This window comes from Lactobacillus amylolyticus (genome assembly GCF_003999355.1).
In the GTDB taxonomy this organism is placed as follows: Bacteria; Bacillota; Bacilli; order Lactobacillales; family Lactobacillaceae; genus Lactobacillus; species Lactobacillus amylolyticus.
The window spans coordinates 494,914-513,033 of the sequence record NZ_CP031835.1 but is presented as its reverse complement, the minus strand read 5'-3'; the positions used below and the strand labels follow the sequence as shown (position 1 = coordinate 513,033).

Here is an 18,120-nt window from a genome sequence, read left to right as displayed (position 1 = left end):
GGAGGTCAATTAATTAATCTTCAAGGTTTACTTCTGCATGAGCAGGATCAACTGTAACCTTGCCAGCTACGATTTCCTCAAGTGCCTTACCAACTGCCTTATCACATTTAAAACTCTTTAATGTTGGTGGATCACCAGCTTCAAGTTCATGTGCTCTCTTTGCAGCCAAAACTGATAAAGAGTAGCGTGAATCAACGCGTGAAAGCAACTTATCAATTGATGGGTATGTAATTCTCATGATTATTCCTCCTCGACCATTTTACGGTAGTTATCAATTACTCGCTTAACACTAACGTGTTCTGCATCCACGATTGCCTTGATGTGATCAACAGCATTAGCAACCGTATCATTGACAACAGCATAATCGTAATCTTGCATGACTAAAATTTCTTTTCGAGCCTCACGAATTCGACCCATAATTACATCTTCAGATTCTGTACCACGATGCTCTAGGCGCAGATGCAAAGTATGCAAATCCGGTGGCGTCAGAAAGATGAAAACACCGTCCGGCATCTTTTCACGAACCGTGCGAGCACCATTTACATCGGTTTCTATTAAAACATCTTTGCCTTCTGCCAGCATTTTCTTTACAGGACCAACAGGCGTTCCATAATAATGTCCAACGTATTCATTATATTCCAGAAGTTCGCCTTGGTTAATAGCTTCTTGAAAACGCTGCTCACTCACAAAGAAATAGTCTTTACCATCAACTTCGCCGGGGCGAGGCTTACGAGTAGTCATTGAAACGGAATATTCAAATGGAAATACTTTATTTTTAACAATTGCATTTTTAACAGTCCCTTTGCCTACTCCAGAAGGTCCAGAAAGAACAAGTAATAAACCTTTTTGTGCCATGCCAAACTCCCTTTTGCAAAACTTACTAAGTTTATTTTGCACTAAGAAGCTCTTATTTTCAAGTATTCCTTTCCAGCAAATTATTTTTACCCAAACGCTTGTTTTTGGAAACAAGTGTTTGTATAATCACTTATGCAAACAGCAGTTCGGGTTTTTAGATAGAGTGAAAAATATGAATAACTTAGTTGCTAAAATAAAGAGCCCAATTAAACGAGCTTACCATTACTTATTTGAATACGACTTTGATCGCATGAGCATTGACGGACAAATCGCCGGCAAAATTTTGGCTTATCTCAGCTATGCTATTCTGCATCATGCATTTGTCATGATTACCTATTATGATGGTCATACCGATATCGGACAGATTAGTCGTCGCCTTTCAGCTGGTCGTTTTGTCTTTCTCTGCAGTGATAATAAGATCCTCAAAATTGTTGACCTAGATGATATTTTTCGAGTTGATTTAACATAAAAAAGGAATTTGGATTCTCTCCAAACTCCTATTTTTTATCTTCTTTAAATGATTTCATCAAATCAACAGCATTTTGCTTAGCCGCATCGGTTACATCACTGCCCGCCATCATTTGTGCAATGGCAGTGATGGTTTCTTCTTTAGTTAATGGACCAACTTGAGTAAAGGTAGCACCATCCTTTACCTGTTTAGCTACAAGATAGCGTTGATCGCCGGCAGCAGCAACTTGGGGTGAGTGTGTAATAGCAATAACCTGTTTTTTCTGACCAATTGAATGCATTTTGCGTCCAATAGCAGCTGATACTCGACCGGAAACCCCTGTATCGATTTCATCAAAGATCATCGTGCCAACTGGCTCAACCTGACTAAAAATAGCTTTTAGAGCCAAAATCAATCTTGATTGTTCACCGCCAGAAACGATTTTAACCAATGGCATCAGATCTTCACCTGGATTTGGCGCAATTAAGAAAACTACATCATCCGTTCCTTTAGCTGTAAAAGTATTGGTTTCATCAAAATTGACAGAAAACCGAGCCTTTTCCATGTATAAGTCAGCTAGTTCCTGTTTGATTTTAGCTTCCAAATTTTGTGCAACTTTTTCACGCATTTGATGCATTTCACGTGCCTGCTGACTCAGCTTTTCTTCAATTGCAGTGACCTTATTTTGAAGCTTTTCCTCATCCAGACCACCCGTTTCAAATTGACCCAACTCTTGGTCAACTTTTTGATAGAATTTGAAAACATCAGCCAAAGTAGGACCATATTTTTTCTTAAGTGAATTTAAAGTATCCAAGCGGTTAGTAACATATTGGAATCTTTCCTCATCAAAGTCCATGGCATCCATTAAATTTGATAGTTCGCTGCGCGCATCATTTAAGGCATAAACGCCATCATCAACCGTTTTGGCAAAATCCTTAAACTTATTGCCAAATTCTGTTAAATCAGTTGCCGCGTTTTGCGCATCCCCTAACAGCGTAGCAATTCCATGTTCGTCATCATCATAAAGCTGCATGAAGTAATTGGCCGTGTCAGCGATCTTTTGATAATTATTCAACTCATTGAATTCTTCTTCGAGCTTCTCATCTTCTTTCGGATCTTCCAGATTAGCTGCTTCGAGCTCATCATGCTGGAACTGCAATATATCTTGCTTCTGGGCTAGTTCTTGTGCATCCTGCCGCAAATGCCGCAACTGACCGCTCAATTTTTGCCATTCATGAAAATTAGTTTGATACTGTGCTAATTTTTCATGAAATTCCTTAGAAGCATAATTATCGACAAGATCAATCTGACGATCTTGATCCATCAAAATTTGCTGATCATTTTGACCATGAATATCAACTAAATAGTTGCCGATTTCGCGTAAAACATTGATGGTCGTTAATTGACCGTTGATTCTGACTACATTGCGACCCTTAGCTGCCAATTCTCGACTAATTACCAATTGATCATCATCATGCGGCAAACCATACTGATCGCATAAAGCGGCTATTTTTTCTTTTTGATCATCTAATTCAAATAAGCCAGTAACAACAGCCTTTTTTTCGCCCGTACGAATCATTTCTTTTTGACCGCGGCCACCCATTAAAAGTGAAACTGCATCAATTAAGATTGATTTCCCGGCTCCTGTTTCTCCAATCAAAACAGTCATATGTTCTTGAAAGCGAACTTTCAAAGCTTTTATAATTGCAAAGTTTTTAATATCAAGTTCAACTAACATAAACTACCTCTATAATTCGTTTACAGCACGTTCAACCAACTCTGCTGGTGTACCTGACCAAAGATTTTGTCCACCGTTCTCCAACTGTTTCTGCAAATGAATTAAAAATTCAATATTGCCCTTTCCACCTTTAATAGGCGAATAGTCAACTCCTAAAACATTGAAGCCAATCTTCATCGCTTCGTCCATGGTATGCTGAATTACTTGCCGATGAACTTCGTGATCATGAACTATGCCATGTTTTCCCACATTCTCTGGGCCGGCTTCAAACTGCGGCTTAATCAGGCACACGGCATCACAATTATCTTTTAAAATTTGATACATCGGTGGCATGATTAAATCTAATGAAATGAAGGAAACATCTGTCATTGCAAAATCTGGCAATCCTTGATCAAAATCAACGGGTTTGCTGTAGCGGAAGTTTTGCTTTTCCATTACTACTACTCGAGGATCATCACGCAGCTGCCAAGCCAGTTGATTGTAGCCAACATCTAAGGCATAGACCATCTTAGCCCCATTTTGCAGTGCAACATCCGTAAAACCGCCAGTAGAGGCACCAATATCCAAGCAAATTTTGTCTTGCAAGTCAATATTAAAAACCTTTAAAGCTTTTTCCAGCTTAAAACCGCCTCTTGATACGTATTTTTTGCCATCATCTTTGACATAAAATTTTTCACCATCAGAAAACTTGGTTCCGCTTTTATCAATTCGTTGATGATTGTGGTCAAAAACCAAGCCAGCCATAATTGCACGTTGTGCTTGACTGCGTGAATGAAAAATTCCTTGTTCTGCTAATAAAACATCTGCTCTTTTTTTTGCCATTTAAAGCACCTTTTGATACAGATCCAAAAAACCTGCTAATACTTCACCATTTAATCCATTTAAATCGTCTTTAGCTTGCTTGATCAAATCAGTCAATTCTTTGCGACTCTTATCGATGCCCAAAAGGGTCAAAGTATTATTCTTACCTTTTTCTTGATCCTTATGCGTTGCTTTTCCAGCTTCTTGACTACTTTCAACAACATCAACCAAATCATCATAAATTTGGTAAGAGCGGCCAAATACTTTGGCAAAATCAACCAATTTAACTTCTTCAATTTGACTGGCACCAACCAAAACAGCCGCCATTTTAACGCTGGCTTCGATTAGACAGCCAGTCTTTAGCCATTCCATGCGATTAATAAACTTAGCATCGCCAGCAACAGATTGGTTATTAGTTGAATCAATATCCAAATATTGTCCGCCAACCATTCCATTAGGGCCAACCGCCTGCGTAATGATCTGAACCAGTTCAGCCGATTTGCTGCCTTCAGCAATCCATTGAATCCCCATTGGCAGCAAGGCATCGCCAGCTAAAATTGACTCTGCTTCGCCCCATTTTTTATGGCTGGTTAATTTGCCGCGACGATAATCATCGTTATCCATTGCTGGCAAATCGTCATGAATTAAAGAATATGTATGAATTAGCTCAATACCACAAGCAATTCGAATTTCATCCTCTGTAATTTCTTTTCCCAATGTATTAAGAGTTGCTAAAAAAAGCAGTGGTCTAAGACGCTTGCCGCCTGCCATTACAGAGTAGGCCATAATTTGACTGATTTTTTGATCATCGACTTCATTGGCTAAATGCTTGTTCAAATATTCATTAATTACCGGAGTCCATTGTTTTTGAAAATATTTAAAAGCTGTCATTTTTATTCCTCGGGTGCTGATGCGTTTGTTGGATCCAATTTATGTTCCGTGCCGTCGCTATCAATTAATTTAGCAACAGTTTCTTCAGCCTGCGTTAACTTTTTATCAAGATCACGGCTGATTTTGACCCCTTCTTGGAATTGCTTTAATGCATCATCCAAAGGTACATTGCCATTTTCCAGATTGGTAACAATCTCTTGTAAGCTATTTAATTGTTCTTCAAAATTATTCTTTTTAGTTGCCATCTTTATCTCCTCTAATCGCTGTCACGATTGCTTCCGCTATTCCATCTTTAAAGTGCAATTTTAAATGATCATTGTTTCGAATTTGATCAACAGAACTAACGGTTTGACCACTTTCATTTGTTGTATAAGTAAAACCCCGTTCCAGCGTCTTCAATGGACTGTAATCATTTAATTGCTGCACCGTTTGCTTGAAAGCATCGCGTTTTAATAAAAGCTGCTTCTTCATATTGTCAATCAACCGTTTAGCCAAAAAAATACGTTGCTGCTGCATTTGAATGATTTGCTTATCAGGGCTATTGGACTGTAATCTTTGTGCGGCTAAATTAAATTGCTGCCGAGCACGTTCCAGCTTATTATTCATACTGTTTGCCAAGCGCTGCTTTAGCATATCAACAGTTTGAATTTGCTGATCATATAAACGCGTTGGCTCACGCATGATTACAGAATTATTGATGCGTTGCAAAATATCTCTTTTTTCTCGGATAATTGCTTGAACGCTAGCTAAAAGTCTACCCTGCAATTGATGAATATTGGCAATTTCATCAGTTAAATTAGGCGTTGCATACTCCGCAGCAGCAGTTGGCGTTGCGGCTCTCACATCGGCTACAAGATCACACAAAGTTGTATCGGTCTCATGCCCTACAGAAGAAATAACCGGCATCGGCATTGCATAAACCTGTCTAACGACTTTTTCTTCATTAAAAGGCCACAAATCTTCAAGCGAACCACCACCACGACCAATAATCATGACATCATAATCATCGGCATGCTGCAAAATCTGTTGCATAGCAACAACCAATGAATCAGCCGCCGTATCGCCTTGCACTTGAGCTGGGAATAAATCAATCTCGGCATGAGGGAAGCGCCGATTTGCCGTGACCATAATATCATGGATAACAGCACCCGAAGCACTGGTTACAACCGCAATTTTATCCGGAAAATGGGGCAACTGCTTTTTATGCTCTGGATTGAATAAACCTTCTTTTGCCAATTTTGCTTGGAGTTGCTTTAGCTGCTCGTATAAAGCGCCCAGACCAGCTGGCCCCATTGACTCGGCATAAAATTGATAAGAACCCTGCGGTCCATAAACACTTACATATCCAGTAACATAAACTTTCATTCCCTCTTCCGGTTTAAATTTAACCTTATCGAAGTAGGAACGAAACATGACCACATTGATCTTGGATTTTTCATCTTTTAATGAAAAATACTGGTGCGAATTGCGGCGATAACGAAAGTTAGATAATTCCCCTTGTAAAAAAACTTTATGCAAATAAGGATCATTCTTAAACTTTTGCGTAATATAGTAATTCAGATCCGTGACAGTTAGATATTTATTGTCTGCCATTTGCTCTCCTTGTCAATTTAACGACTTGTTCCATTAAATATTCTACAGTTAGCGGCCCTACGCCACCTGGTACCGGAGTAATCCAGCTTGCTTTGTCTTTTACTTCATCAAAAGCAACATCGCCTACCAAGTGACCATTGACGTGATTAATGCCAACATCGATGACAACTGCACCAGGTTTAATCATATCGGCAGTAATCAGATTAGCCTGGCCTGCCGCTGAGACAATGATATCTGCTTTTTGCGTGTATTCCTTTAAGTTTTGCGTGTGGTGATGAAGCAGAGACACAGTAGCATTTTTTTCAAGTGCTAGAGCAGCTAGCGGCTTGCCAACAATGTTAGACCGGCCGATTATCACCATATTTTTACCATCTAAATCAATCTGATAGTGCTCGAGTAGGCCAATAATTCCAGCAGCCGTAGCTGGTTCTACAAAGTGCGTTCCCTGCCACAAGCGGCCTGCACTAGCCGGCGTTAAGCCATCAACGTCCTTTTCTGGATCAATTCTGCTAAGCAGGTGATTCTCATCAATCTGATCAGGCACTGGCAATTGAACCATGATGCCATTAACTTTCGGATCCACATTTAACTGGTCAATTAACTTTATGACATCAGATTCTTGCTCATTTGCAGGCAACTGATATATTTTTTGCTCAATACCAATCTTTTTAGCGCGCCGCTTTTTAGTGCGGACGTAGATTTTGCTGGCTGAATCGTCCCCAATATTAATCACGCAAAAAAGAGGCTGAATTCCGTCAGCTTTTAATTTCTTAACCTTTTCTTTAAGTTTATCTGCCTTTAAGTTTGCAAATGCTTTGCCGTCAAGAATTTGTCCCATAAAGTCATTCCTTTTCTATAAAAATAGCCGGCATAAGCCGGCTATTGATATTATTTGACGAAGTTAGCCAAAATACCATTAATGAATGGTTTTGCATCTGGATCGGTGAAATCATCACACAAATTCAATGCTTCATTCACTGCTGCTTTTGGCTCAATCTCGGCGCTATCTTTGATTTCGTACAAAGCGATTTCAAGAATTGCAATAGTAATTGGATTAACACGCTCAATCCGCCAGCCCTTTTTCAGGTGTGCAGCAATTGCTTCTTTTAATTCATCGCGCTTTAACATTACGCCTTCAATTAAAGTTTTTGAATAGGCAGAAAGCTGCTCAAGATCAAGCATTTCCACGGTTTTTACTTCAACTTCTGCTGTGGTCAACTCAGGATCTTGGTTGGCCAAAAAGATTGCTTGCATTGCAACCTTACGACTTTCATGTTGATTCATTTACTCTTGATTGTCCTCCGGAAACAGTTCGGTCGTTGTGTTCTCAGGAGCCTTATTTTCGTCATCTTCTGGGAATACCAGACCAACAACGTGAATATTGATCTCTTTAAGTTCCAAATCCGTCATTTGGATCAATTGTTGCTTCAAATTCTTTTGTAATTTGATGGCAACTGAAGGAACATTTACGCCGGCCTCAAGGTAAACATAAACATCTGCACTCAACTTGCCAGCTTGATCAACGCTAACGCTGACGCCTTTTCCGCGGTCTTCACGGCCTAAAACATGCTTAATGCCTGATTTCAAGTTGCCACGCATGCCTACAATGCCATCAACTTTTTCAGCAGCAATTCCTAAAATGACTTCAAGTACACTAGGATCAATCTTAATTTGCTCACCATTTTCTTCGCCACTTAAGAGAATTTTTGAACTATCTGCCATTTTCTTACCTCAAAAAAACTACTTGTTAGCACGTGATACGTAAGTACCATCAGCAGTGTTGATAGTCAAAACGTCGCCTTCGTTAATAAAGAATGGAACGTTAACTACCAAACCAGTTTCCATAGTAGCTGGTTTACCACCACCTGATGAAGTATCACCCTTGATGTTAGGTTCAGTCTTAGCAACCTTCAAATCAACGGTGTTAGGCAATTGAATACCTAAAGTTTCACCATCGTGCATAATTACGTTAACAGTCATGTTTTCAAGCAAGTACTTGCTTTCATCTTGAATTTGTTCGTTTGGAATGGCTAATTGATCATAAGTAGTAGTATCCATAAATACATAGCTTGAGCCATCATTGTACAAATATTGCATAGACTTGGTTTGAATATCGGCTGTTTCAACCTTAGCAGTTGAACGGAAAGTATATTCCTGAACAGCGCCGGTTCTCAAGCTCTTAAGCTTTGAACGAACGAAAGCACTACCTTTACCTGGTTTTACGTGTTGGAATTCAACGATTCTCCATAAATCATTATTATATTGGATAGTTAAACCGTTCTTGAATTCGTTAACTGATATCATTGTCATAATAATTCCCTCATTTCTACATATATATGTTACCAATTTGCAAGCGATTTGGCTATCTTTTTAAAGAGAAAGGAGCTCATCTTTTGGCAAGTTGGATAAAGTTTCTGGATTTTGACCATTAATCAAAATGTCATCTTCGATTCTAACGCCGCCTTTTTCAGGCAAATAAATTCCTGGTTCAACCGTATGAACCATGTTGTTGACCAACTTTTGCTTGCCGAAAGGCAAAGCAGGTTGACACAATTCATGAATTTCTAGCCCAATTCCGTGACCAATCCCATGTCCAAAGTATTGACCATAACCTTGCTCAGTAATATAGTCACGTGCTGCTCTATCAACATCGCGACCAGTGTGACCAACAGTTGCAGCTTCGATTCCTCTTCTTTGAGCTTCATGAACGATTTGATAGATTTTTTCTAATTCGGGATCAACTTTGCCCAAGCAGACTGTCCGTGTAATGTCAGCAGCATAGCCATTGTAGAAACTGCCAAAGTCAATCACGATCATATCGCCATTTTCCATCTTTTTATCGCTTGCAACGCCGTGAGCCCAAGCAGATCGAACACCTGAAGCAACGATCGTATCAAAGTCAGGACCATCGCCGCCATTTTCTTTAAAGTAATAATCGAGTTTTGCGGCAACGGATCTTTCGGTAACGCCAGGCTTAATTAACGGCAAAATTTGTTTAAAACTAGTCATTGAGATTTCAATTGCTTTACGCAAAGTTGCAATCTCTAATTCATCTTTAACGTTGCGAACTCGTTCAACAAGTTGTTCTGAGAATTCAAAGGAAATATCCGGATTTTGTCGTTTTAGCTGATCAAAAACAGCAGCAGTCATGACGTCAGCTTCAACTAATACTTTACGGTAATTAGTTTTCTTCAATGCTTTCGTCAATTCGCCGGCAACATCACTGGATTGCTGCATAATGACATCCATTTGTCCAGGAGCTTGTGCTTTAATTTGATCTGCAAAACGCGAATCAGACAGAAGAATGCGTGAGCCATCCTTACCCAAAATCAATTCTGCTTCTTCACCGGTAAAATTGGTTAAGTAGCGATAATTTGCTTGATTGATGATAATCATCGCATCAGCATCTTTTTCTTTTATCAAATCAGTTACTTTACTAATTCTTTGATTGAGCAAGCTTAATAATTCTTCTTGTTTATCCATGTGTATTTCCTCTTTTCGCTAGTTGATTTAGTTTATTATACAAAAAAGACGCGAAGCAGGTTGCTTCTCGCCTTCGTTTTTTACTAAATTACTTAGCTTCTTCAGCTGGAATAACTGAAACTTGCTTCTTGAACTTGCCAAGACGTTCAAATTTAACAACACCGTTTACTAATGCAAATAAAGTGTCGTCTCCACCTTGACCTACGTTCTTGCCTGGGTGAATCTTAGTACCACGTTGACGGTAAATAATTGAACCTGCGTGGATTTCTTGACCATCGCCGACCTTAGCGCCTAAACGACGACCAGCAGAGTTACGACCGTTGGCAGTAGAACCGCCACCCTTGTGGTGGGCAAATAATTTCAAACCTAAAATATTCATTATCTTTTCACCTCTGAAAATTAAGCTTCAATCTTTTCAACAGTAACCTTAGTGTAAGGTTGACGGTGACCGTACTTGCTGTGTGAGTGCTTCTTTGGCTTGTACTTGAAAGTTACAACTTTCTTTTCCTTACCTTGCTTTTCAACTTTAGCAGTAACCTTAGCACCCTTAACTAATGGAGCACCAACTTTAACATCCTTGCCATCAGCAACAAGAATAACTTCGTCAAAGGTAACTTCCTTACCTTCTTCTGCATCAAGCTTTTCTACAAATACACTATCGCCTTCAGCAACTTTGTATTGCTTACCACCGGTCTTAATAATTGCGTACATTTGTACACCTCCAAAAAAATACTTAGACTCGCCGAACTTAGGTGTCTTGTCTTCAAGAACTTCTAACCCAAGACGTGCGGTTGCAGATGTGGAGGTCTCCACAAATACAACTACTATATTCTACTACCAGACTGTTTATTCTGCAATAAAAAATTAAAAAGCCCAGCGGTCTTCGCTGTAGCCACCGACAACATTGTAAATCGTCAGACCCTGGTATTCTTTTTGCAGCAGATCGCGAATTTCTTCAAGATGGTCATTACTCATTACCCGTACCTGGTATTTTTTGTCAAAACCAGTTTCGGTGTAATTCATCATCACTACTGTAACTACTTGAGAAAATGCAGCTAAGAAGGTATTCCAGCCATCAACGAAAATATTCATGAAAATAACGATCATATCAACCGCAAGCAAGCCAATTGCTGGGTCGATATAGAAGTATTTTTTAAAGATCATTGGAAAAACAGTCGTACCACCAGCTGCAACGTTAATTGGGACATAGAAAAAGTTAATCGAGATCGCAACAATTTCCAATCCGATTAGGAAAACTACCCAACGCATCCACTTGTGATTAGTTAATTTTTTGTCATACAGGCATCCTTTCTTTTAGTTAGTAATATAATTTTACATAAAAAAGCATGATTATGACAAGAAAATTACCCAAATATAAGAAATTATTTATCTTTTTCTTTATATTCAATTGTTTGGTTTCCCTCGTAGGCTGGAAGACCATTAGCGGCTCGATAAAGCGCACGTTCAAAAGACTGATATCCCTTGCTGGAGCTGACAGCAAACTTGACGCCATATTTGCTGGCAAATTCACGAATATTCCAAGTAGAATCATGAGCCGCAAATGCCGTAACCAAAATTACGATATCTAAATCCTTTATCTGATTTTCGATAACTTTTTTCTTTCCTTCAAAGGCATCAATTGGAATCGGAATCCCATTATAGCGCGAAACGATACTGTCCAAAATAGCTTCATTTTGATTGTCGCCAACTGCAATCCCTACTCGCTGGTAGTGCAGATCCAAGTCCAGCTTGGCAACTTGTTCGCTATTGCTGCTCTTCTTTTTCTCCTTTTTAGCAGGAGCTGAATGTTCAGGCTGATCTACTTGATAAATCCATCTGATCTGAACTGCATCTGCGGGATTCTTCTTCAAGCGGACATCCCCCGCATACCAGGCCAAATCAACAATTGAACCATCTTCAAGAGAAATATTGTCGCCCTGATAATAGCTTGAATCTACGGGAATTACGACTTCTTTGCCTCGAATTCTCAGCTTCTCACCATGAATATTGCGGGAAATTGCCAGGTGTCCTTGCCGACCCTGAACGACCGCATACTTAAAGTCCTCGATCTGATCATAATCACGTTTGCGCAGTTTTTGAAAACCAACAACGCGCAGTATTTCAGCTTCATAGTTGGGATTGGTTTTATCTTCCAGTGCCTCAACGATATCGCCGGTCTTCAAATTAAGCGGATGTACCTGAGATTCTTTAACCGTATAAACGGTTTGACCATTATCATTGATCAAATCTGCTCCCGATACCAGCCGAATAACGGTGTAGCGTTGTCCTTTGCGATAATCGCGCTTCGGCTTTTCTTTTGGTTTCATTGCCTCTTCAAAAACTTTGGCATTGACTGCTTCTTCTGTTTGAATCGAATGCTGAATAGCTTGATCCAATGCTCCAATTTCAGTGCCAAAATTTTTGCCCACTCCAGGAACAAAAGTTAATTTATGCAGAGCCGTCAGTGCTTGCTTTTTAGCGGCAGGATCGCCAGGTGTCTTAATCAGCTGTGTGATTCCCGTTAATAAACGTTTTATATCCTTATTTTGCTCATTTTGATCTGAAATGCTCGGCTTTTTTGTTTTGATAGGAGTCGACTCTTGACCATCATCTGCCATTTGAATAATAGCTTTGATTGCAGTTAAGCCATTTTTTAGACTTTGGTCATCTCCACTTGTTTTTTGCAGAATTCGCTTAAGATGATTGCGATAATCTAACAAATTCTTCACCTGCTTTCTTACTTGAACTATTTTATTATATCCTGCTTACTTTTAATAATTAAAATTTATTTGCTTATCAATACCAATAAAAAAAGACTTCTAGGATCGCTAGAAGTCAAATCGTTTAAGCACGCCATTCGCCGTTATTGCCATAAGAATGTTTGCCTAATTCATCGATAATCACATGAATATGTTCCTTCGGTGCACCGGTATCTTTATGGACGGCTTCGGTTACGTCCTTCATCAAATTAGTCAATTGCTCGTCGGTTCTGCCCTTAATTAATTCAATATGTACAAATGGCATTGTTTTCCTCCTTTATTTAATTTTGATAAGTAATATTCAAATAAAAATATACCACGTTTAAAGCTTATATTTGCGGAAAACTTTCTCAAGCGGTAAGCCAATCACCGGGGTAAGCAAACCGGTAAAGCTGGCTTCAACGATTCCATTCATTCCCAAAGCTGCAACTAGCACTAAAAAAAGCGATTGACTGTTGCTGGTATTGCCGAGATACTTCATCAAACTAGCAGCATGATTCATAAAAAGCAGGCTGCTTAGGCCAATTACCAAAAAGGTATTGGTCAAAGAAGCAGTCACTCCGGCAACCAGGAAGCTTATTTTTTCGCCCTTCATCAGTTTGACGATTAAACCGGGAAGCCAACCGGCAATTATGCTTGGTACCAGTGAAATTATCGGATTTTGAAAGAGTATAAGACTTACCATATCGCCTGGTTGCGTGTAAGCAACAAACAAGCGAGTCAAGCCCCAGAAAATACCGAAGCCAACTCCTGCTTTTGATCCCATTAGGCAGCTGTATAAGGCTACAGTCAATGGGATCGTCGTAATTGTCGGCAGAGCCGGTAAAAGTCGGATATAGCCAATATTTGGTACCAAAGTTTGCAATAATAAAATGGCAACAAAAATAGCGGTGATTGTTAAACGCGTTGTTTCTGTTTTTCTCATCTGTCCCTTTTCCTTGTTAAATAATTACTTATTTTACCTAAAAAATAATTTTTAGCAAAGCCCTTCTTCTTTCAAAAAGTTGAACCATTTAGCCTTCAAGTGCGAAAAATCAAAGCGCTTAGCCGACTGATAGGCACAAGCAGAATATTGCGTCATCAAATTTGGGTTGGTCAGCAGAGCCTTGATGTTTTGCTTTAACAACCTGATTATTCATCGGAACCAGCTTTCCGCTAATACCATCTTCGATTATTTCGGCTGGGCCATAATTAATATCATAAGAAACGGCAGGACAGCCGTGAGCCTGTGCTTCAAGAAGTGCCATGGCAAAGCCCTCATTTTTACTGGTTAACACTTCTAGCTGGGCTGAGTTATATACTTGATCCAAATTTTGTGCAAAGCCGCAAAAGTTAATATAAGAAGCTGCGTGATTTTCTGCGACTAAAGTTGTTAAGCGTTTATTTTCCGCTTCATCCGTATTGTTGCCGTAGATCGATAAAGCAATTTGCGGATATTTGATATGCAGATCTATCACGGCTTGAATCAGATGGCTCAATTGCTTAATGACATCAATTCAAGCTACGGCAATAATTTTCCCTGGTGTGCGAGAAGAAAATGGAATTTTGTCTTCGCTAGAGGTAAAGGTAACAGGGATATCATATGAATGCGAAACCTGCAATACTTCCGCTGCATCTTTAGACTCACGTTTGGTTGAAGAAATTAAGCCGCGAATTTTGCCTGCTTTTGCTAGCTCGGTCACCGGTTTAAATACTGAATATACTTGATCATTCAAGTAGCCTGAGGGGGTTAAAGCTGAATGGAAAATGACGTAGCTGGGAACGATGTGCTTCATTTTTTCAAAAGCGGGCAGAACCTGCGTACAGCGATCGCAGTAGAAGACTGCTTGCGCATTCCTTTCTGCTAAGCAGTCAAGGAAATAGGCCTGAAAGGAAGCTTCCTTTTCAAACCGCACTGTTTTAAAGCCCTTTTTCATTTCAATCAGCGTGAGCATCGGCTTGTTCTGGTTGCTTTGACAGAAATATTCACGGATAAGCGGATTGTTATTTTGATCCACGAATTCGCGCATTTTAAGCTGAGCCTTATCATCAAAGAATTCAGTATAATCCAAGTGATTATAGCGATAGAATTCCCGTTTAACTGTGAAGCCATATTGATCCAGATGATCGACGTAATAGATCCGCGAGCCATAAAGGTGAGCTTGAATAACCGCGCGTTCGTTCAGATAAGCGTTATTTTCTTTTCTGATTAAACCAGGCTGATTAAAAATCTGGTCAAGGGCTTTTTCAGTATTTACTTGTTGAGTATCGGGCAGCTGTTGAAAATACTGAAAAATATTGATCACTCTGCCACTTGTTTTCAGTTTATTTCGATATTCCTGAATAAAGTCATTTTTTGCAACTCGACAATTTTGCAAGGCACGTCAAGGGCATCAAAGATCTGCATCCTCTTTACCTGTGCCAGTTCAATTGCTGACGTATTATAATCTTCTCGTGTTGAAATGAAATAATGCATATGTTTTCCCTAGAGACAAAAAAAGCAACGCCTCTCAGCGTTGCTATATTAATGATCTGGGTGAGATTCGAACCCACGACCCACAGTTTAGAAGACTGTTGCTCTATCCAGCTGAGCTACCAGACCATGTATGTTTGTATGTCCTCAACAGAACACAAACTATTATATGGAAATCTGCTTTAAAATTCAAGCCTTATTTTAAAAATTATCAGTTCATTCTAAAATAGAATTAAGGAGGATTCTCAAAATGATCAAATTTTACGGCTATAAACGTTGTTCAACATCAAGAAAAGCACAAAAATGGTTTGACGACCATCACATTAAGTATGAATTTCAAGACCTGGTTGCTGTCCCGCCTAAAAAAGAAGACCTGATAAAATGGCTGACTGCCTACCAAAATCGCGGCTTACGCTACTTTTTCAACACCAGCGGTCAACATTACCGTGCTCAAAATCTAAAAGAAAAAATTCCAACGATGACCATCGCTCAAGCCGCCGAATTGATGGCAAACGACGGCAAATTAATCAAGCGTCCTCTAGTTGTTGATGAAAAGCACTTAACTTGTGGCTTTAAAGAAGATATTTACAAGGAAACTTGGCTTCAAAAATAGTAAACTAGACATAACAAATTTCACCACAATTAAAGGAGTTTTCTTATGAAATATAATCAATATGCTTACGTTCAAACGCAATATGAAGAACAAGTCAAAGAATTAACGGCGATCAACTTTTTGCCCAAGAATTTTCAAAACTGGTCCTTCAGCGATCTGCTTGCCAAATTAGTTAAGATGAGCATTGCTGAAGCAAAAAGCGACGAGGCCAAAGAAGCAAAGCTAAATGAATTCGCAGTCTCCGAAACGCAGACTTTCGCTGACTTTTTAAAGCAAAAGCCTGAAGAAATCGGCACCAATCAATTCTACAATGTCGCTTTGCAGCTGCTAGGATACCACGTTCATTACGACTACCAATTGTCCGATCCGACCGGTTTTATGCAAAAGCAAGCCTTGCCTATCGTTCAAGATATCGATTCTATTTCCAAGTTGGTGACTGCTTTTTATCGTTTGCTTAATACCCGTGCCAAAAACGGTCAGCTCCTTATCGATGTGATGGCTGGACGAGGCTACTTCACCCAATTCTGGGGACAAAACAAGTTCATGTACTTCAATGGCAAATCACTTCCTGTCTTTAATACTGACAAAGTTATCCGTGAAGTTGTCTATGTTGAAACTGATCTTGATACTGACCGCGATGGCAAAAGCGATTTGATTCAAGTAACAATCTTTCGTCCCAACGAGTCAAACGGCGGTTTGAAAGTACCAGCTTTATACACTGCTAGTCCATATTTTGGCGGCATTATTGAAAATGAAAAACGCAATCACAATGTCGACGAAAACTTGTCTGATGCAACTGAATGGCAAGATCCTAAATATGAAGCAACTCCAACAGTTGAAGCAAACAAGCCTGGCAGTGAAGATCATGTGGCAACCGAAGAAGCCGTTCACAAGTCTTCTTACCCACTGAACGAATACTTGCTGGCACGCGGATTTGCCAGTGTCTTTGCTGGTGGAATCGGCACGCGCGGCAGCGATGGCTTGCGTATTACTGGTGCTCCTGAAGAAACTGAATCAGCTAAAGAAGTAATTGAATGGCTGCATGGCGACCGCATCGCCTATACTGATCGCACTAAAAAGCATGAAATCAAGGCTTCCTGGTGCAATGGCAATATCGGAATGACTGGCCGCTCTTACCTTGGTACTTTGCAAATTGCTGTTGCTACTACTGGTGTTGCTGGTCTTAAGACTGTTGTTTCCGAAGCTGCGATTTCATCCTGGTATGATTATTATCGTGAACATGGTTTAGTAATCGCTCCTGAAGCTTGCCAAGGCGAAGATTTGGACTTGTTGGCAGAAACATGTCAATCAAATTTGTGGGATGCCGGTTCATATTTAAAGATCAAGCCAAAATATGACGCAATGCAAAAGCATTTGCTGAGTCGTGAAGATCGCACTACTGGTCAATACTCAGACTTCTGGGAAGCTAGAAACTACCGCCACAACGCTGATGGCATTAAATGTTCATGGATCAGCGTCCATGGCTTAAATGACTGGAACGTTAAGCCAAAGAATGTTTACAAGATTTGGCAACTGGTTAAAAAGATGCCAATGAAACACCACTTGTTCTTGCATCAAGGTCCGCACTACAATATGAACAATTTCGTTTCGATCGATTTTACCGACCTAATGAACCTTTGGTTCTGTCATGAGCTTCTTGGCATCGAAAACAATGCCTACAAGCAATGGTCAACGGTCATGATTCAGGACAATCTTCATGCAGATACCTGGCATGAAGAAGATGACTGGTCTAATGAAATTGGTCAAGCAGCTACCTACTACCCAACTGATGATGGTGAGCTTCATAAAAACGGCAATGGCAAAGAGAAGAAGAGTTTTGTCGATGTGGGCGGTAAAGACTTCAAAGAAGCTAAAATTTCAGAAAGCGAATGGCAATACAAATTTATTTGTGGTGATGAAAAATGGGCTAAACGCAGCCTGCGTTTTGTGACAGATGAATTTATCCATCCAGTAACAATCGTTGGTCGACCAGAAGTTAAAATCAGAGTGAGTGGCTCATTGCCTAAAGGGCAGCTTTCAGTAGCTCTTGTTGAACTTGGCGATCGCAAACGTTTGACTCCTACGCCAAAGTTCTTAATGCGTGGTGGACAAGAACTCGGCTACCGCTTTGGTACAGATACGCTGCAAGAATTTGTTCCTGATAAATTAACGCATGCTAAATTGATTACCAAAGCTCATATGAACTTGCAAAATTACAAGGATATGAAGAAGCCAAGGAAGATTGAAGCTGGTCAATTTGTTGACCTTGATTTCAAGCTGCAGCCAACTTATTACCAACTTCCGATTGGCGCCAAAGTTGCTTTGATCATTTACTCTACAGACGAAGGAATGACCAAGCGACCACTTGAAGAAGAAACTTATACGGTTGATTTGGCCGGTACTGAGATTAAGTTTTATCAGAAATAACTAGAATTTTCTCTTTGGGTTTCTTTTAGAATAAAAGCAAAAAGTGTTAGTCATAAACTA

The 18,120-nt window shown here is 39.8% G+C and carries 23 protein-coding genes, 1 tRNA gene and 1 other annotated feature; of the genes, 3 read left to right on the top strand and 21 right to left on the bottom strand.

Annotated features, from left to right (window positions below; genetic code table 11):
• Positions 1 to 13: 13 nt before the first annotated feature.
• Together rpoZ and gmk are read right to left on the bottom strand one after the other, a co-directional pair.
• On the bottom strand, positions 14 to 238 hold the full coding sequence (rpoZ, locus tag D0Z64_RS02680) for a DNA-directed RNA polymerase subunit omega (protein WP_006351522.1): 225 nt from the start codon (positions 236 to 238) through the stop codon (positions 14 to 16).
• A gap of 2 nt (positions 239 to 240) precedes the next feature.
• Entirely contained in the window at positions 241 to 855 is a 615-nt protein-coding gene (gene gmk, locus D0Z64_RS02675) for a guanylate kinase (protein WP_080881279.1), read from the bottom strand.
• 172 nt (positions 856 to 1,027) lie between these two features.
• On the opposite strand from gmk, the gene D0Z64_RS02670 reads away from it, so the two are divergent.
• Positions 1,028 to 1,324, top strand: a complete 297-nt coding sequence (locus D0Z64_RS02670; protein ID WP_080881891.1) for a hypothetical protein — start codon at positions 1,028 to 1,030, stop codon at positions 1,322 to 1,324.
• Between the two features lie 28 nt (positions 1,325 to 1,352).
• Here the strand turns inward: D0Z64_RS02670 and recN are convergent, their stop codons facing one another.
• From recN to D0Z64_RS02575, 19 genes are all read right to left on the bottom strand, one after another.
• Complete coding sequence (gene recN / locus D0Z64_RS02665; protein WP_080881278.1) at positions 1,353 to 3,041, bottom strand: DNA repair protein RecN; 1,689 nt, start codon at positions 3,039 to 3,041, stop codon at positions 1,353 to 1,355.
• A 9-nt stretch (positions 3,042 to 3,050) separates the two neighbouring features.
• A complete protein-coding gene (locus D0Z64_RS02660) occupies positions 3,051 to 3,863 on the bottom strand; it encodes a TlyA family RNA methyltransferase (RefSeq protein ID WP_080881277.1) in 813 nt (270 codons plus the stop codon).
• A complete protein-coding gene (locus D0Z64_RS02655; RefSeq protein WP_006351527.1) occupies positions 3,864 to 4,733 on the bottom strand; it encodes a polyprenyl synthetase family protein in 870 nt (289 codons plus the stop codon). It lies immediately after the preceding gene.
• Between the two features lie 2 nt (positions 4,734 to 4,735).
• A complete protein-coding gene (locus D0Z64_RS02650; RefSeq protein ID WP_006351528.1) occupies positions 4,736 to 4,978 on the bottom strand; it encodes an exodeoxyribonuclease VII small subunit in 243 nt (80 codons plus the stop codon).
• Positions 4,968 to 6,326, bottom strand: a complete 1,359-nt coding sequence (gene xseA, locus D0Z64_RS02645; RefSeq protein ID WP_127345567.1) for an exodeoxyribonuclease VII large subunit — start codon at positions 6,324 to 6,326, stop codon at positions 4,968 to 4,970. Before xseA ends, D0Z64_RS02650 begins: the two co-directional genes overlap by 11 nt.
• Complete coding sequence (locus tag D0Z64_RS02640) at positions 6,313 to 7,164, bottom strand: bifunctional methylenetetrahydrofolate dehydrogenase/methenyltetrahydrofolate cyclohydrolase (protein WP_006351530.1); 852 nt, start codon at positions 7,162 to 7,164, stop codon at positions 6,313 to 6,315. Before D0Z64_RS02640 ends, xseA begins: the two co-directional genes overlap by 14 nt.
• A gap of 50 nt (positions 7,165 to 7,214) precedes the next feature.
• A complete protein-coding gene (nusB, locus tag D0Z64_RS02635; protein ID WP_006351531.1) occupies positions 7,215 to 7,610 on the bottom strand; it encodes a transcription antitermination factor NusB in 396 nt (131 codons plus the stop codon).
• Positions 7,611 to 8,048, bottom strand: a complete 438-nt coding sequence (locus D0Z64_RS02630) for an Asp23/Gls24 family envelope stress response protein (protein ID WP_006351532.1) — start codon at positions 8,046 to 8,048, stop codon at positions 7,611 to 7,613.
• 18 nt (positions 8,049 to 8,066) lie between these two features.
• Entirely contained in the window at positions 8,067 to 8,636 is a 570-nt protein-coding gene (gene efp / locus D0Z64_RS02625; protein WP_006351533.1) for an elongation factor P, read from the bottom strand.
• Positions 8,637 to 8,696: 60 nt separating this feature from the next.
• Positions 8,697 to 9,809 carry an aminopeptidase P family protein gene (locus D0Z64_RS02620; protein WP_080881276.1) on the bottom strand — a complete coding sequence of 371 codons (1,113 nt, stop codon included), beginning with the start codon at positions 9,807 to 9,809 and terminating at the stop codon, positions 8,697 to 8,699.
• Between the two features lie 88 nt (positions 9,810 to 9,897).
• Positions 9,898 to 10,188 carry a 50S ribosomal protein L27 gene (gene rpmA / locus D0Z64_RS02615; protein WP_006351535.1) on the bottom strand — a complete coding sequence of 97 codons (291 nt, stop codon included), beginning with the start codon at positions 10,186 to 10,188 and terminating at the stop codon, positions 9,898 to 9,900.
• 20 nt (positions 10,189 to 10,208) lie between these two features.
• Positions 10,209 to 10,520 carry a 50S ribosomal protein L21 gene (gene rplU / locus D0Z64_RS02610; protein WP_006351536.1) on the bottom strand — a complete coding sequence of 104 codons (312 nt, stop codon included), beginning with the start codon at positions 10,518 to 10,520 and terminating at the stop codon, positions 10,209 to 10,211.
• A 14-nt stretch (positions 10,521 to 10,534) separates the two neighbouring features.
• Positions 10,535 to 10,612, bottom strand: a sequence feature (ribosomal protein L21 leader region).
• 61 nt (positions 10,613 to 10,673) lie between these two features.
• Positions 10,674 to 11,078, bottom strand: coding sequence for a YitT family protein (locus D0Z64_RS02605; RefSeq protein ID WP_080881275.1), 405 nt, complete (start codon positions 11,076 to 11,078; stop codon positions 10,674 to 10,676).
• A 113-nt stretch (positions 11,079 to 11,191) separates the two neighbouring features.
• Positions 11,192 to 12,529 carry a DUF2325 domain-containing protein gene (locus D0Z64_RS02600; protein ID WP_080881274.1) on the bottom strand — a complete coding sequence of 446 codons (1,338 nt, stop codon included), beginning with the start codon at positions 12,527 to 12,529 and terminating at the stop codon, positions 11,192 to 11,194.
• A 124-nt stretch (positions 12,530 to 12,653) separates the two neighbouring features.
• Positions 12,654 to 12,833 (bottom strand): 2-hydroxymuconate tautomerase, encoded by a 180-nt coding sequence (locus tag D0Z64_RS02595; RefSeq protein ID WP_006351539.1) that lies wholly within the window; start codon positions 12,831 to 12,833, stop codon positions 12,654 to 12,656.
• A gap of 57 nt (positions 12,834 to 12,890) precedes the next feature.
• Complete coding sequence (locus D0Z64_RS02590) at positions 12,891 to 13,493, bottom strand: ECF transporter S component (RefSeq protein ID WP_006351540.1); 603 nt, start codon at positions 13,491 to 13,493, stop codon at positions 12,891 to 12,893.
• Positions 13,494 to 13,611: 118 nt separating this feature from the next.
• Positions 13,612 to 14,046, bottom strand: coding sequence for a glycosyltransferase (locus D0Z64_RS02585; RefSeq protein ID WP_164742117.1), 435 nt, complete (start codon positions 14,044 to 14,046; stop codon positions 13,612 to 13,614).
• Positions 14,047 to 14,064: 18 nt separating this feature from the next.
• Positions 14,065 to 14,853, bottom strand: a complete 789-nt coding sequence (locus D0Z64_RS02580) for a glycosyltransferase family protein (RefSeq protein WP_127345565.1) — start codon at positions 14,851 to 14,853, stop codon at positions 14,065 to 14,067.
• 222 nt (positions 14,854 to 15,075) lie between these two features.
• Positions 15,076 to 15,149: transfer RNA gene (locus tag D0Z64_RS02575), tRNA-Arg, on the bottom strand.
• A gap of 121 nt (positions 15,150 to 15,270) precedes the next feature.
• On the opposite strand from D0Z64_RS02575, the gene D0Z64_RS02570 reads away from it, so the two are divergent.
• Together D0Z64_RS02570 and D0Z64_RS02565 are read left to right on the top strand one after the other, a co-directional pair.
• Entirely contained in the window at positions 15,271 to 15,633 is a 363-nt protein-coding gene (locus D0Z64_RS02570; RefSeq protein ID WP_006351544.1) for an arsenate reductase family protein, read from the top strand.
• A gap of 45 nt (positions 15,634 to 15,678) precedes the next feature.
• A complete protein-coding gene (locus D0Z64_RS02565; RefSeq protein ID WP_080881270.1) occupies positions 15,679 to 18,060 on the top strand; it encodes a Xaa-Pro dipeptidyl-peptidase in 2,382 nt (793 codons plus the stop codon).
• The last annotated feature ends 60 nt before the right edge of the window (positions 18,061 to 18,120 follow it).